The 15,231-nt window shown below is 73.5% G+C and carries 9 protein-coding genes; 4 read left to right on the forward strand and 5 right to left on the reverse strand.

All coding sequences use genetic code 11. The features are described from left to right. Window positions 1-120 precede the first annotated feature (120 nt). Together OG406_RS38980 and OG406_RS38985 are read right to left on the reverse strand one after the other, a co-directional pair. The gene (locus OG406_RS38980; protein ID WP_329183123.1) at window positions 121-867 is read right to left on the reverse strand and encodes a ScbR family autoregulator-binding transcription factor; all 747 of its coding nucleotides are present in this window, start codon (window positions 865-867) and stop codon (window positions 121-123) included. Between the two features lie 1,559 nt (window positions 868-2,426). Then, window positions 2,427-3,407, reverse strand: a complete 981-nt coding sequence (locus OG406_RS38985; RefSeq protein ID WP_266621050.1) for a ScbA/BarX family gamma-butyrolactone biosynthesis protein — start codon at window positions 3,405-3,407, stop codon at window positions 2,427-2,429. Window positions 3,408-3,897: 490 nt separating this feature from the next. Between OG406_RS38985 and OG406_RS38990 the strand changes: the two genes are divergently transcribed. Further along, on the forward strand, window positions 3,898-4,824 hold the full coding sequence (locus OG406_RS38990; RefSeq protein WP_329183119.1) for a TetR/AcrR family transcriptional regulator: 927 nt from the start codon (window positions 3,898-3,900) through the stop codon (window positions 4,822-4,824). Window positions 4,825-5,688: 864 nt separating this feature from the next. Here the strand turns inward: OG406_RS38990 and OG406_RS38995 are convergent. Beyond that, window positions 5,689-6,309: a ScbR family autoregulator-binding transcription factor gene (locus OG406_RS38995; RefSeq protein WP_329183117.1), complete on the reverse strand. Its 621-nt coding sequence runs from the start codon at window positions 6,307-6,309 to the stop codon at window positions 5,689-5,691. Between the two features lie 1,485 nt (window positions 6,310-7,794). Between OG406_RS38995 and OG406_RS39000 the strand changes: the two genes are divergently transcribed. After that, window positions 7,795-8,685, forward strand: coding sequence for an AfsR/SARP family transcriptional regulator (locus OG406_RS39000; RefSeq protein WP_329183115.1), 891 nt, complete (start codon window positions 7,795-7,797; stop codon window positions 8,683-8,685). 770 nt (window positions 8,686-9,455) lie between these two features. Here OG406_RS39000 and OG406_RS39005 read toward each other — a convergent pair. Then, window positions 9,456-10,802 carry an AfsR/SARP family transcriptional regulator gene (locus OG406_RS39005; protein ID WP_329183113.1) on the reverse strand — a complete coding sequence of 449 codons (1,347 nt, stop codon included), beginning with the start codon at window positions 10,800-10,802 and terminating at the stop codon, window positions 9,456-9,458. Between the two features lie 428 nt (window positions 10,803-11,230). Then, window positions 11,231-12,373: a thioesterase II family protein gene (locus OG406_RS39010; RefSeq protein ID WP_329183111.1), complete on the reverse strand. Its 1,143-nt coding sequence runs from the start codon at window positions 12,371-12,373 to the stop codon at window positions 11,231-11,233. 766 nt (window positions 12,374-13,139) lie between these two features. Here OG406_RS39010 and OG406_RS39015 point away from each other — a divergent pair. Together OG406_RS39015 and OG406_RS39020 are read left to right on the forward strand one after the other, a co-directional pair. Further along, entirely contained in the window at window positions 13,140-13,961 is an 822-nt protein-coding gene (locus OG406_RS39015; protein WP_164369922.1) for an AfsR/SARP family transcriptional regulator, read from the forward strand. Between the two features lie 287 nt (window positions 13,962-14,248). Then, complete coding sequence (locus OG406_RS39020; RefSeq protein WP_329183108.1) at window positions 14,249-15,130, forward strand: LLM class F420-dependent oxidoreductase; 882 nt, start codon at window positions 14,249-14,251, stop codon at window positions 15,128-15,130. Window positions 15,131-15,231: the final 101 nt, after the last annotated feature.

A 15,231-nucleotide genomic window follows, 5' to 3' on the forward strand; every position in this document is an offset into this window, starting at 1 on the left:
TGGTGGCGGGGGAGCGCCGGTCGGGTTGAGATCGCACGGAGGCGGGGGCTGTTCTGTGCGTCTGGGCTTAGGTGCTGCTGCTGGGAGCTTGTGGGCGGCTGTGGTGGTGTGCTGGGTGGGTCAGTTGGCGGTTTGGGGTTGGCCAACGCCAACGTTGCCGTCGCCAACGCCGTTCCCCCTGCTGCCTTCGCCGGCGCTGCCTTCGTTGTTGTTGTTGTTTTCGTTCAGGTTGTTTTGGATTTCGTGGTAGGTGGTGGCTCCGCGTTGGGGTGTGAGGTTGAGGGTGGTGAGGATGGGTGGGTGGATGATGTTGGGGAGGGTGTGGGTGAGGAGGGTGGTGGTGCGGTGGTCGAGGTCGGTGTAGTTGGTGATGGCTTGGGACATGGCTTGGATGCCGGCGTAGGCGCCGACGAGGAGGTCGGCGGTGTCGGTGGGGTTGATGTGGGGGAGGAGTTCTCCTTGTTGTTTGGCTTGGGTGAGGAGGGTGGTCATGCCGTGGCTCCATTCTTGGAAGCTGGTGCCGCGGTCGAGTTCGGTTGCTTGTTGGTCCATGGCGAGGCGGACGCCGGCGCGGACCATGGGGTCTTTTTGGAGTCGGTAGGTTTGGAGGAGGACGGTGTCGACGACTTCTTGGGTTTTGCAGGTGCGGGGTGGGACGGTGCCCATGTGGCGGCCTTGGGCGGCCATGACGCCGTAGGCGAGGTCTTCTTTGGATTGGAAGTGGAAGTAGAGGGCGCCTTTGGTGACGCCGGCGGTGGTGAGGATGTCGGTGATGGTGGCGGCTTGGTAGCCGCGTTCTTCGAAGACGGAGGCTGCGGCGACGAGGATGGTGTGTCGGGTGCGGATGGCGCGGTCTTGTTTGGCCATGGGGTGTCGCCTCCGGGGTTGTGGTGCCTGGGGAGGCGCCCTTAAAAGAAACCGTCAGGTTTGTATCTTAGCGGTTTCGGTGGGGGGTGTCGTGGGGTCGCGGGGGGTGTGATCGGGGTGGTGCGGGGTAGGGGGTGGGGCCGGTTGGTGCGGGCTCGGGGGTCTGTTCGTTGGGTGTCAGGGTTGGTATAGGCGGTTCTACGTTGGTCTGTCCGTGAATCACCCTGACGGGGAAAAGGCGCCCGTCTTCTCGGCGTGGCCGGGTGGGGGCGCCTGTTGTGGTGGTGGGTCTGTTGGTGTGACGGGGCGACTCCGTTCTTGAACACCGTTACGGGAAAGGGCAGTTCACTCCCGTGCCAAGGGCCTGGCGTCCGCCGGGCCCGGGCTGAGCGACTCCCGCCGCGGCCACCCCGGCCGTCCGCACGACAGCCCCACGGTGTGCATGGCGGCGCAACGCGGTAACACGGCTGCTGGTGCTGGTGCTGGTGCTGGTGCTGGGTTGCGGGGCGGGCCGCGGTTTCGTGTCCGTCCCGGCCCTCTGGGCCCCGCCCCTTTTTTTGGCGGCTCTGGTTCGTGCGCGCCCGTTCGTTGGCCTTCGCGTCCGAGGGGGTGTCGCTTTCCCTGTGTGCTGGGCGTCGTCTTCTTGTCCGCCCGTGTTCCCGGAGTTCCGGCCTCCCGCCCGGCCCTGGCTCGGTCCTCCGGTCTCACGTCCGCGCGCCGGCCCCGTGCCTGCCCCGCTTTATGGCCGGCCTGGCCACCGTCTTTGGTGTTGTGTCCGCACGGTGGCTCACCTCCGGGTCTCGACCCCGCCTGCGGCTTCGCTTCTCCGCGCGCGCTGGCCTCTGCCGTCGTCTTCGCGTCGGGCCTGGCCGCCGCCCCCCTCTTGGCGCCCCCTGGGGCTCCGCCTGCCGGTCCGGTGCCCGCACTGCGCCCCAGGCCCCGGCCCCTGCCCCCTCCGGCCCGTGCCCGCACTGCGGCCCCGGACCCCGGCCCCGGCCCCCTCCGTGCCCGGCCCTCGCCCTCGGGCCCTGCCCTGGTTGCCTCGGCCTTGTGTCGGCGTTGAACTGCCGTCCCCGTCCCGGCTCGTGTCCGGACCGGCGCCCGCCCCTTGGCCTGCGCCCGTGCTGATCCCCGACCCCGGCCCCGGCCCCGGCTGCGTGTTCGTGCCGGCTGTCGTGCTGCGGTCTTGCGCGGGGCGCGGGGTGCGGTTTGTGGCTGCGGGTTCGTGGTCTTCGGGGTGGGGCGGGCCGGCGGTGTTGTGCCGGGTGTTCGGGGTGGCTTGGTGTGCTGTGTCACCCCGCGCTGCCTCGCCCCGCCCTGCCTCGCCCCGTTCCGCCTCGCCTCGCCCTGCCTCGCCCCGTTCCGCCTTGCCTCGCCTCGCCTCGCCTTGCCTCGCCCTGCCTCGCGTTGCCCCGTTCCGGGCTCTGGGCTCGGGAGGCCGGGTTCCGGGCTGGGTGCGGGTGCGGGTGGGGTGCCGGAGTGGGCGGGTGCGGGGTGCAGGGTGCGGGGTGCCGTGCGGTGCCGTGGGTGTGGGCGTGTGCCGGGTCCTGGGGTGGGGGTTAGGGGAGGGGGGTGGTGGTGAGGGTGGTGTGGAACATTTCTTTGCCGTTCTGGGTGGCGGTGATGTCGACGTGGTGGTGGGGGGTGGTGGTGGGGAGGGGGCGGGCGTGGATGTGGCAGGGGGTGTCGAGTTCGACGTAGTGGTCGTAGGTGCTGTGGATTTCGGTGGGGATGAGGGGGGTGGTGGTGCCGGTGGCGGCGATGGCTGCCTGGCGGGCGGCTTCGGCGAGGAGCATGCCGGGGGCGTGGTCGACGGGGTGGTCGAAGAGGACGGGGTGGCGGGTGTCGACGCGTAGTTGCCAGGTGTTGGGGGTGGTGGTGGGGGACAGGACGACGTCGGTGGGGGAGAGGCGTCCCACGTTCTGCGGGGGCAGGGGGGCGGTGAGGGGGGTGTGGAGGTGGCCGTGGTTGCCGCGCAGGCGGCGGTAGGCCTGGGGGGTGATGCAGGTGTAGGTGAAGCTGCCGGTGGCGGCGATGTGGCCGGCGCGGCGGATGACGGCTTCGTAGCGGGCGGCGCTGTGGGTGGTGCCGCGGGTGCGCACGTCGTGGAAGGTGACGTCGATGTCGAGGTCCGCGGGGGTCGCGCCGACGTGCAGGTGGGCGGGGTCGACCTGCAGGTGGAAGGTGCGCATGACGAACTGGTGGCCGATGGGGACGCCGAACTCGGCGTGGGGGAGGAGGAATCCGACCTGCCTGATCGTTTCTGCGGCGAGCAGGGGGTCGTGGTGGGTTCCGTCGATGGGGGTGTAGAAGCTGTGGCTGCGGGGCCACTGGGCGGTGACCTGGAAGCGGTTGTCGCTGAGGCGGGTGCGGCCGGTGAGCAGGACCTCGGCGAGGGCGGCCCGGTGGACGAACTCCTTGGGCACCGTGCAGGTCAGCCGTTGCGGGGCGGGTGCGGCGGCCCGGGTGTCGGCCGGCGGCCGGCCGGCGGTTATGCGGTGCGAGGTGCCTGTTGCGGGGTGGAACGTGTTCGTGGACATGTCTGATCCCCCTGGGTGGCAACGAGATGATGCGCCGGACCGGACCGGGCGCCTCAGATGCCTCAACATACAGACCAACCGGTTTAGTTTCTAGCGTTGAAGGTGCACTGCCGGCTGGCGTGAAATGGAGCGTGTCCTTCCGGCCGGTGGGGCCGGAACGGGTGCTGGGCGCGGGCTCCACGCTAGCGCGGGCGGGGCGGCGGGCGCGTGTTCCTTTCCGGTCTCATGGGCTGCTGCCTGCTGACCGGCGTGTCCGCGCCGGCCGGCCGGGGCGGCCGGGGCGGGCTGCGGGTGATGCCTGCCGGCGTCGTCCGGGCCGGCTGGGGGCGGGGGTGTTTGCCCGGTTCCTGCCCCGGCCGGTGCGGGGCGGGGGATGGAGGGGGTCTGTAGGGGGTTGCCGGGCGGCCTCGAGCGGTTCTCGAGGACAAGGCCCGATGATCTTTGGACCGCGTGTGTGCGCGGCCCCTCCCAGTGCATCGACGGAGCCGTGATGACCCGACAGGAACGCGCCGTGCGCACCCGCGAGGCACTCATCGAGGCGGCCGCGGACCTCTTCGACCGGGACGGCCAGGAGGTCACATCCCTGGCGGCCGTCACCGCGAAGGCGCAGGTCAGCGCCGGCGCCCTCTACTTCCACTTCGCCACCAAAGCCGACCTCGCGGACGCCGTCACCCGCACCGCCCTGTCACGGCTGCGGCAGATCACCGGCGCACCCGCGACCACCCCCGCCGACACGAACGGACACGCGACCGGGAACGGGAGCGGGAGCGGAAACGAGAACGAGGGAGGCGACGGGAGCCGGAACGGGGGCGGTGGCGGGAGCGGGTGGGGTGGGGACGCGCGCACGCAGGCGGCCCGTGGCGTGCGGGGCGAACGCGCAGCCGCACCCCCGGCCCGCGGCCCGGCCGCCGCGGCGGGTGGGGCGCGGGGGGATCGGGTGGGGGAAGTGCAGCAGCTCATCGACACCACGCACGTCCTCGTCCGCGGTCTTGCCGACGATGTGGTGCTGCGCGCGGGATTCGCCCTGGACCGTGCGGGCGGGCAGCGTCCGGCGCGTGAACGCCCTGTGGGGGAAGGGCCGGCCGGGCGCGTGGCCGGCAAAGGCGGCACGGGGGGCGAACGCCCGGGCCGGTGGCCGGAAGTGGGCGGGAGTCTGCGGGGGGTGTGGAGCGGCTGGGTGCACGAGACGCTGGCCGCGGCCGGGACACGGGGCGCCCTGGCGCCGGGGGTGTCGCCGGGAGATGCGGCGGCGGTCGTGGTCGCGGCGACGGTCGGCTTCGAAGTGCTGGGCGCGCAGGATCCGCTGTGGCTGGCACCGCACCGCCTGACCCGCTTCTGGACACTGCTCCTGCCCGCCCTCGTCCCGCCCCCGGCCCGCGAAGCCCTGCACCCGGACGGATCACCGGCAGCGCACTGACCCCCACCCCCGGCGCGAGTTCGAGGGGTGGGCGGTGACACCGGTGGCGCCCGCCTGCCCCGCTCCCGCTCACCCCGGGACGGGACCGGCCGGAAGGCGGGCCCGCGCCTGGCAACTCCCGCCCCCGAGGGCGCGGTTGCACGGTCACACGCTTCCGCCCCCTCCCGCGAGCGGGCGGTGGTGGCCGTGGGCTGTCCCGGACGAGCAGTGGCGGCGGTGGGCTGCCCCCCGTCCCCCGGGCCGGGCCGCTGGTGCGGCAGCGGCCCGGACTCTGCCCCCGGCGGAGCCGGGCCGTCATGGCGCGCGCCGGCCATCCCTGTACCGGGGCCAGTTCGGCGGCGGTGACGCCGACCGCCCCGAGACTCACCGGCAGCGGCAGCGGCAGCCGCAGCGTGGCGGTGGCGTGGCGGTGGCGGTGGGCCGGGCCCCCGCGGGGCCGGGCGGTGATGGTGCGCGCCGACAACCGCTCTCTCGCCGGGGCGGCCCGGTGGCGGTGCGCTGCTCCCCCCGGTGAGGGCAGCGGCGGGGTGCCGCCCCGGCTCCTGCCTCTTCCCCTGCCTTGCCCCAGGCGTTCGGGGGCAAGGGACACGCCGCCCGGGGGCCGTCTGCTGCGGTGGTGCGTGTGCCTCTGCCACGCGAAGGGATGTGGGCGAAAGCGTGCCGGCCCGGCGCTCCGATCCTGCCCCGCCGACCCGCCGACCCGCCGACCCGCCGACCCGCCGACCCGCCGACCGGCCGACCCGCCGACCGGCCGACCGGCCGACCCGCCGACCCGTGGCGCGGGGGCCGCGTCGAGTCTGGGTTGTGCCAGGTGCCAGGTGCCAGGTGCCGGGTGCCGGGTGCCGGGTGCCGGGTGGTGGGGTGTCAGGCGGTGCGTGTTTGTGGATCGTTGTGGAGTGTGGCCAGTGCTTCGGGCCGGGTGAGGCAGGGCAGGAGGAAGTGCCAGAACCGGCTCAGTGCGGCGGGGGAGAGCCATTGCGGGTCGCTGCCGGCCATGGCTTCGATGCCGGTGGTCGCCGCGGTGACCGCGACCGCGACATCGTGGGCCCGCACGTGCTCGGCGAGCAGTCCCTGTGATTCGGCCTCGGCCAGTTGCCGGCCGACCCAGGTGTGCCATTCGGCGCGCAGGTCCGTTCCCGTGCGGTGCCGTCTCTGGCAGCTGAGATGGAAACCCGCCCGCGCCACGACGTCGGCCTGCAGGACCGCGGCCAGCGCGTGGGAGGCGGCGGTGAGGCGCTGCAGGGGGTTCATGCCCGGCAACTGCGCCGCCCGGGCCGCGCGGCGCAGGGTGGCGGCCGCGGTGGACTCGACGGTGGCGGCCACCGCTGCCTTGTTCGGGAAGTGGAAGTGCAGGGCGCCCGCGCTCACCCCGGCACGGGAGCTGATCTCCGCGAGCTTCGCCTGGACGTAGCCGCGGCTCTCGAACGTCTCGGCCGCGGAGCGGATGAGCGCGTCACGGGTGCGGACGGCACGTTGCTGCTTCATGCGGGGGACTCCTCGGGGAAGGCTGCTGCACGGTGCAGGTAACTATAAAACCAGCGTGGCGGTTTCTTTGCTGGAAGGGAAGAGGACGGCCGGTTCGCACCGGACCGCCCCCGCAGGAGCCACATCCCCCAATGTGCTGCCCGGCCATGATCCCAGACCTCCCGGCAGTCCGAACCGGCGCGGGTGGCACGGCCCCGCAAGAGAGGTCCGCCGGCCGGGGAGCCGGCCCGGGCGGCCTCCCCTTTTCCTGCCGAAGGGCGGACACCGTCCGGCGCCCGGCCGCCCCCTGCGCAACCGGTCCCGCCGGGGCCGCCACCCTTGTCCGCGTCCTCGGGTCGGCTGTGGCGTCATCTCCACCGCACCGAGGCGCCGTTAAGAACGCGTCAAGACCAACTCTCCGGTTTCGCGCCCGAGTTACGGCAAAAGCGCAGCATGTACTTTGCAGCCCCGCACCCACGCAGCCCGCTGCCGCACTCGCGCAGTCCGCTGCCGCGTCCGCCTGGCGCGTCCACTGGCAGCTGTGGCGCCCTGCCCTGCGGCCGCCGCCACAGCCTGACTGCGGCGGCTGCGTGCTCGGGTCGGATCAGAGGGCCCCGGGTGCGGCGGTTCGGGCCTGAGCGTCGACTGCACCGTGAGGATGGGCGGCGACTGGCCAAGAGCGGCGCGGGGAACGGGTGGTGCCCGGTCGGTCTGCCTCGCCCCGCTCCCGCCGGGTCCGGCGTTGACGTGTCCGGGCGCGGGGCGCGGGGCGGGTCCCGAAGCGCGGAAGGTGGGGCGGCCGACGGGAGCGAGTGGCTTGCTCCCTGTCCGTGGTCCTCGCCGGGCCGGTCCGGTTCGGTTCGGCTCGGCGGCAGGGGTGTCCGCGCGTGAGACGCGAACACGGCGCCGGCAGGCACTGTCTCCCGTGTCCCGTACCGCCGTTCGCGGCGACCCCTGTCCGGCAACCGGCAACCGCCGAGAGGCCGTCGGCGAGCGGCGTTGGGCTCCGGGGACCGTGCGCCGGGCGGCCAGGCGGCCAGGTGGTCGGTCGGGGCGGTGTGTGGTGGGTCGTGCCGGGTTGGCGGGCCGGCCGGTGCTGCGTTGCGGCTGCGCGCCGGGGGCGTGGGGAGGGCGGACTGCCAGGTGGTGGGGGCGGATTGGCGCGTTCCGGTCGGCCGGGGGCTGGTGCGATGGGGTGTGGGGGTGAGGTCGAGCCCGACCCCCTAACAGACCGCGTTGGCTGTTTATTGAGGCCCTGGAGATCCGGGTTCCCTCGAGAACTGCCATACGACGGCGGGGCTTTCGTCGCGTATGGCGGTAATCGTGCTGGTGGTGAGGGGGTTTGTGGCGCTTGGGGGTCGATCCCCTGCGGCTTTAGGGGTGCTCGAGGAATGGATGGGAGGGTAAAGAAACAGCATGGCCGGTCTGGTATTGACAAACCGGAGTGCTGGTTTTTTACTGGGGTTGCCTGGAGATGCAGGCCACACACGAGCAGGGGGATACGGCGTGGATATCGATGTTCTGGGTCCGTTGGGTGTGCGGGTGAACGGGGTCGCGGTGATGCCGACGGCGCCCAAGCCGCGCAAAGTGCTCGCGTTGCTGGCCTTGCATGTGGACCGGGTGCTGCCGGTCGACCTGTTGATCGAGGAGTTGTGGGGCCAGCGGCCGCCGCGTTCGGCGCGGACCACGCTGCAGACCTACATTCTGCAGTTGCGGGAACTGATCGGAGCGGCTCTCCAGGCGGGCGCGGCCCGTTCCGCGGAACTCGAGCCCGCCTCGCAGGACATGGTGTCGGTGTCGGTGTCGGCGAAGGATGTGCTGGTGACGGCGCCGGGCGGCTATCTGCTGCGCGGTGGCGGCGGTTCGAGCGACGTGCAGAAGTTCGAGCGCCTGGCGGGGATGGGCTATCGGGCCATGGACGCGGAGGACTTCGCGGGCGCGGCCCGGCTGCTGCGTGAGGCACTGTCCCTGTGGAGCGGATCGGCGCTCGCGGACGTGCAGACCGGCGCACAGCTGGAGATGGAGGTCCGCCGCCTGGAGGAGACCCGGCTGTGCGCCCTGTACCAGCGCATCGAGGCGGACCTTCGGCTGGGCCGCCACCGTGAACTGCTGGGCGAGCTGACGGTGCTGGTGAGCCGCTATCGCACGCACGAGAACCTGCACGGCCAGTTCATGCTGGCCCTGCACCGTTCCGGGCGCCGCGGCGAGGCGTTGAGCGTGTATCAGCGGCTGCGTCAGGCACTGGTCCGCGATCTGGGCCTGGAGCCCTCCGCGGGACTGCGCCGGCTGCAGCGGGCCATCCTGGAGACCTCCGAGGCACCCGCCCCCGCCGCCCGCGTCCTGCGGCCCGAAGCCCTGGCCGGCGCCTCCCGCGACCGCCTCGTACGCGTCGACTGACAAACCCGCCGCCCCGACAGCTTCTCCGCCCGTGCACCGGCTCCGGCCATCCGGCCCACCCGCCCCCACCTCTCCCCACCACTGCCTACAGCCCTCGCCCCGCCCCCTCCCCAGGCGCCGCAGACCGGCCCCGGACAGGCGGGGCGCCGCGCTGCGCCCAGCCGCCCAGCCGCCCAGCCGCCCAGCCCCAGACCAACAGCCCCCACAGATAGGCAGGTTCAGCAGACCCGGCAGACCGCCAGCCCCTCGCAGACCAGCAGACCAGCAGACCAGCAGGCCCTGACCACTGACTTGCGGACCGGTAGGTCCGGCGGACCAACAGCCTCCGCAGGCCTGCAGCTCCCGCAGACCTGTATCTCCCGCAGACCTGCAGCTCCCGCGGACCTGCAGACCGGCACGTTCCGCAGGTCCCCAACCGGCAGGCCCGGGGGACCGGCAGACCCCGTTGCCCGTCTGATCCGGCCTCAGCCCTGATGTGTGTGCAGAGCGCATGTCCGTCGGGGCCTGCCGGTGCCCGCCGCCTGTCTCTTCTGTTGTCTGTCCTGTCCTGTCCTGTCCTGTGCTTGCGGCGCAACGGCTCCGCCTGTCCGGGGCCAGGGCTGGGGCTGGGGCCGGGGCCGGGGCGAGCCCATCACGCTCCCGCCGGTATTCCCCTGACGGTCCGTCGAGCGCCCGTCCCCTGTGCGCCGTGCGGGTGCCGGGGCCGCTCGTAGGCGCGCGCCGTCTGTCCGACCGGGCCTGTCGTGGCCGGGTGGTGACCGGCCGTCGGGTTAGTGGACGGCCTGCTCCCGCTGGATCCTGCGGAGCAAGTCCTGCTGATCGCGCGCCAGTTCCTCGATCCGGGCCCGCAGGTGCGCCAACTCGCCCGCCAGATCGGCAGAACCCGCTACACCGGCCGGATCTGCGAACCCGGCCGAACCTCCCAGGTCCGTCAGATCCACAGAGCCCGTCGGGCCCGCGGAGCCCGTCACGTCCGAGCAACCCGCTCCCGCCGCCGGCGCCACCAGCCCGGCTCCGCCTGGAGAACCCGCCGGAACGCCTACCGAAGCCCCCGGACCCGTCAGGCCCGCCGATGCCACCGGACCCGTCATGCCCGCCGAAGTTGCGGAAGCCGCAGGACCCGTCAGAGGTGACAGGGCCGGCGGATCCGCGGCGCAGGCCGGCGCCGGGAGCGCCATCGGGTCCGTCCGGTCTCCCCTGGACCTGGCCGGGCCCGGGGGACGGCCAGGGCCTGAGGGGTGTGATCGGCCGGTGGGGGAGGGGCGTTGGTGCAGGGACGGGGACGGGGGCGGGGTCTGGTGCGGGGGTGGGGTCAGGGTGGGGCAGTGGTTGAGGATCGCTTCCAGGCGGGCGCGCAGAGCCGGGCCGGGCTCGATGCCCAGGGTGGTGATCAGGTGGCGGCGCGCGCGTTCGTAGACGCCCAGGGCCTCCGCCTGCCGGCCGCCCCGGTACAGGGCGAGCATGAGCAGGTCGTAGAACCGTTCGCGCAGTGGATGATCCGCGCTCAGGCGTTCCAGGCCGGCGGTGATGCCGGTGGAGCGCCCGCACTGCAGGCTCGCCTCGTAGAGGGCTTCCAGAGCGGTCAGGCGCTGTTCCTCGAGACGGTCGGCCTCCGCCGTGCACAGCGGGCCGTGGCGGCTGTCCTGCAGGGCCGGGCCCCGCCACAGTGACAGGGCGCGCTGCAGGAGCTGTGCCGCCTGGCCGGGGTCGTGGGGCAGGGCGGCGCGGCCCTGGCCGGACAGGCGGGTGAAGCGGGCCACGTCGGTCGAGGCACGGCCGGGGGCCAGCAGGTAGCCGGTGGGCAGGGTACTGATCCACTCATGTCCCGGCGCGGGCAGCAGACGGCGCAGCCGGGCGACGTGGGCCTGCAGGGCGTTGGAGGCGTTCGCCGGCGGCGCACTGCCCCACAACTCCTCCACCAGGCGGTCCACGGACAGCAGTTGCCCCGCGTGCAGGACCAGCGTGGCCAGCAGCGCCCGCTGTTTGGGACCGCTGGGCGCGATGACCCCTCCCGCCGTGTCGCACACGGTGACCGGGCCCAGCAGCCGGAACTCGCTCACCGTCACCCGCCCGGCGCCCGCCACGAGCCGCCCGCCCGCACCGCCCCCACCGTCCACCGGGCCTGGTCCGCCATACCCATGACCGGCCCCCTGCCCGGCGGCCCGCACCCCCGCCGGGACGCCATGCCCCGCCGCCGGGATGCCGTGACCGGGCCCGGCCGGGTCATCCGCCGCCCCGCCGTCCCCGGCCCGGACTCCCGGCGCGTCCCTGCCCCCGGCCGGGACGCCCGCCGCGGTCCTGCGCCCGGCCGGGAGGCCCGGCATGGCGCTGTGCCCGGCCTGGATGCCCGGCATGGCGCTACGGCTGGCCGGGAGGCCGGTAGGGCCGCCGTACGTGTGCCCGTGAGCGGCCGGAGTCCCTGTGGGGCTGTGGCGGTCTGTTTCCGCGTGGCCGTCTGCCGGGGCGCCGTGCACGGCCGGGGGGCCCGCCGGATCACCCTGTACGGGCGGGGTGTCCAGGGTGGTGCCGTGGCCGGCGGGGGCATTCACGACGTCACCGCACAGGCGGACGGGGTGGGGGAGTACAGCAGGGCGCGCCGTACGTCCTCCTGGATGTGCCGGGTGACCTCGGGCAGGCGGTCCTGGAAGTAGAAGTGGCCGCCCTCGAACAGGCGTATCCCCAGGAAGGGTTCACAGGTCTGCGCCCAGCCGCCGAGCAGATGGGGCGGGGCGACCTGGTCGTGGCGGCCGCCGAACACCGACAGCGGCACCGGCAGCGGGACGGCGGCAGGCCGGGGGCGCCAGGTCTCGTTGATCCGCAGATCCGCGCGGATGACCGGCGCGAACAGTTCCCACAACTGCGGATGATCCAGCACCGCAGGCGGCGTGCCGCCCATCGCCGCCAACTCGCGGCGCAGTTCCCCATCCGACAGCAGATGCCGCCCCCCACCCGCCGGACCAACGGCATCCGGCACACCCGCCACGCCATCCATGCCCACGGCGCCCTCGGAGCCCTGCACGGTGCCCGCGCTCGCGGCGCCCTGCGGGTCCCGCATCGGCTCCGCGCCCGCCCCGAACGTCGCCCCCGCCGCGCACGTCGCGTACGTCGTCCCCGCCCCGTACGCCGTCCCCGCCCCGTACGCCGTCCCCGTCGCGTTGATCGTGACGGCCGTGCCTGCGGAGGCCGTCGTGCCTGTCGCATCGGCCGCGTCGGGCGTGTCGGCCGCGGCGGGTGCATCGGGTGTGTACGGCGGGTGCGCTGTGCCCGTTGTACCGGTACCGGTGGCGGTGGCGTTCGGCGGGTTGGCCGTTCGGTGGGGACGGGGGTTGGGGTGGGGGAGGGCGGGGAGGGGGTCGCGGGCGGAGAGGCCGAGCCACCGGGGCGGGGTACGGCCCTCGTCGACCAGGCGGCGGGTCAGCTCGTAGGCGACGACCGCGCCCAGACTGTGTCCGAAGAACGCGAAAGGCCCGGTCAGCGTGTCGCCCAGGGTGTGCAGGTAGTGGTCGACGAGGGCGTCCGTGTCGTGCAGCGCGGGGCGTTCGTCCCGGGGGCCGCGGCCCGGCGCGTCGGGGAGGTGGACCTGCCAGCCGGCCGGGAAACGGGCCGGCCAGTCGCGGTAGGCCAGATGCGAGCCACCGGCGTGGTGGAACACGAACAGCCGCAGCCGCGGCTCCTGCGTCCTGTGCATGGCCACTCCATCGACGAGTCACTCCACAACGGCCCGGCCCGATGGCCGGAGCCGCCCCCGGCGCCCGCCGGCCGTGCCCTGTCGCGGCGGGCCGGGAATGCGGACGATAGCCGCACCCCGCCCACGGCGGGCGCCACCACCAGCGGCTTTCGAACCGGCCTGCACGCCTTCTCAAGTCCCCCGACCCGCCCGCACCTTGCCCCTACCTGGGCGGTCTGCCCCCGCCCCGCCCGCGCCTTGCCCCCGGCGTCTTGCCCCCGACCCGCCCGGGCTTGGCCCCTGACCCGCCGGCGCCTGACCCCTGATCCACCCACGGGCCGGCCCCTGACCCACCCACCGTCCCCCCGCACGGCTCCACCCGGGCTCTGCCCGCACGGGTCCACCCGCCGCCCCCACCCGCACGGTCCGCCCGCAGTCCGCCCGCACGGTCGCCCACGGTCCGCCCGCGCTCTGCCGCTGCCCGACCGACAGGGTTCGCCCGTGCCCGTCCACGGTGCGCCTCCGGCGTGTCCGTGGCCTGCCGGATACAGGCCCGCACTCGGCCCGCACTCGGCCTGGGCTCGGCCCGCACCCGGCCTGCGGTCCCTGTGCGGCGTGTGGGTGCGGTGGCGGGTTGCGGGGTGTGTAGAGGGCTGCTTGAGGGCGGGTCCAGCAATCCGGGCGGCGGCCGAAAACGGGTCTAGCGTGCCGAAGGCCAAGGCCGCCCCCTGCGACTACGACGGGGTGCCGGCACGGCCGCCACTCGATGGAGTACGGGGAGGAAACCGTGGAGATCCAGGTTCTGGGGCCCTTGAGCGCCACCGTCAACGGTGTCTCGATCGTGCCCACCGCGAGCAAGCCGCGCCAGCTCCTTGCCCTGTTCGCGTTCTATCCCGGCCGGATCGTGCCGGTGGCCACCCTCATGGAAGAGCTGTGGGGCACCGACATGCCGCAGAGCGCCATGACCACCCTGCAGACCTACGTCCTGCAGCTGCGCCGCCACCTGGGCACCGCCATGGGACCCGACGCCCCCGGCAACGCCAAGGAGGTCCTGGCCACCCGGCACGGCGGGTACGTCCTGCAGATCCCCGCCGACGCCGTCGACCTGCACCGCTACGAGCAGCTCGTCGCCGGCGGACAGCGCGCCTTCGAACAGGGCGAGGACGGCCAGGCCGCCGCCCTCCTGCGGGACGCCCTGGACATGTGGGACGGGCCCGCCCTGGTCGATGTGCGCGCCGGATCCATCCTCTCCATCGAGATCATGCGGCTCAAGGAGTCCCGCCTGGTCACCATCGAGCGGCGTATCGACGCCGACCTGCGCCTGGGCCGGCACGGCGAACTCATCGCCGAACTCACCGACCTGATTGCCCGTCACCCCCAGCACGAGGGCCTGCACTCCCAGGCGATGGTCGCCCTCTACCGCTCCGGACGCCAGGCCACCGCCCTGGACGTGTACCGCAGACTGCGCAAGCAGCTCATCGACGAGCTCGGTGTGGAACCCTCACCGCAACTGCAGCGCCTGCACCAGATGATGCTCACCGTCGACCCCGCCCTGGACGTGACCGCAGGCGAGCGCCGCACCTCCACCTTCGACCTCTACGCCGCCTGACACCCCCACCGGCACCAGCACCGGCACCGGCACCAGCACCAGCACCAGCACCAGCATCAGCCTCAGCGGCGCGGGGCTCGCCTCCACGACCGCTGCGAACAGGCCAAAGCAGCCTCCCGGAAGGCCCGTTGACGACACCGGCGCTGGGGTAGGGTCACCGCGGCGGCGCACCCGGCACAGCACACGCCACCCGCCGCCGGACACACCAAAAGCCTGCGGACAGCCGCCACACAAGCAGGCCGGCGCCAGGCACACGCAGGCGGAACAACACAGTTGGGGGGCGGGACATGACCAGGCCGTTTCGTTTCGGCGTGAACATGTTGAAGCCGGCAGGGGGCGCGCAGTGGCGGGACCGGTGCCGGCGCGCCGAACTGCTCGGCTACGACGTCATCCTGGTCCCCGACCATCTGGGCATGGTCTCCCCGTTCCCGGCCATGACGGCCGCGGCGGACGCCACCGAACGCCCCCGGATCGGCACCTTCGTCCTGAACGCCGGCTTCTGGAACCCCGCGCTGCTGGCCCGGGACGTGGCCACCACCGACGCCCTGACCGGCGGCCGGCTCGAGATCGGCCTCGGCGCCGGCTACGCGCAGGCCGAACACGAACGCGCCCGCCTCGCGTTCCTATCGCCCGGCGGCCGCATCGACGCCCTGCGGCACACCGTCCGCGAACTCGACCGGCTGCTGAGCGATCCCGCACACACCCCGCCCGCCGTCCAGCAGCCCCGCCCCCCGCTGCTCATCGGCGGCAACGGCGACCGACTGCTGCGCCTGATGGCCGAGCACGCCGACATCGCCGCCTTCACCGCGACCGCCGGCTACGACAAAGGCATCCTCAACGCCCTGACCCCCGCCCAGCTCGACGAACGCATCACCGCCTACGAACGCTTCGCCGCCCACCGCGCCGTTCCCGCCGAACGGAACGTGCTGATCCACCACGTCGAGGTCACCGACGACCGGCGGGCTGCCGCGGACCGGCTCCCCAAGATCCACCCCGAGGTGTCGCAGGAAGACCGCCTGACCCTGCCGGTGATGCTCTTCGGCACCGTCAAACAGATCGCCGAGCAACTGCGCGAACAACGCGAACGCTTCGGCCTGTCCTACATCGTGGTCCTCGACAACGCCATGGACACCTTCGCCCCCGTGATCGAAGAACTCACCGGCACCTGACCCACCCCGGGACCGGCCGAAACCGGCCCCCCGGACGGCCGCGCACCCGCCACCCGGAACGGCGCCGCACACCCGCCACCCGGAACGGCGCCGCACACCCG

The organism is Streptomyces sp. NBC_01428 (genome assembly GCF_036231965.1).
Taxonomy (GTDB): Bacteria; Actinomycetota; Actinomycetes; order Streptomycetales; family Streptomycetaceae; genus Streptomyces.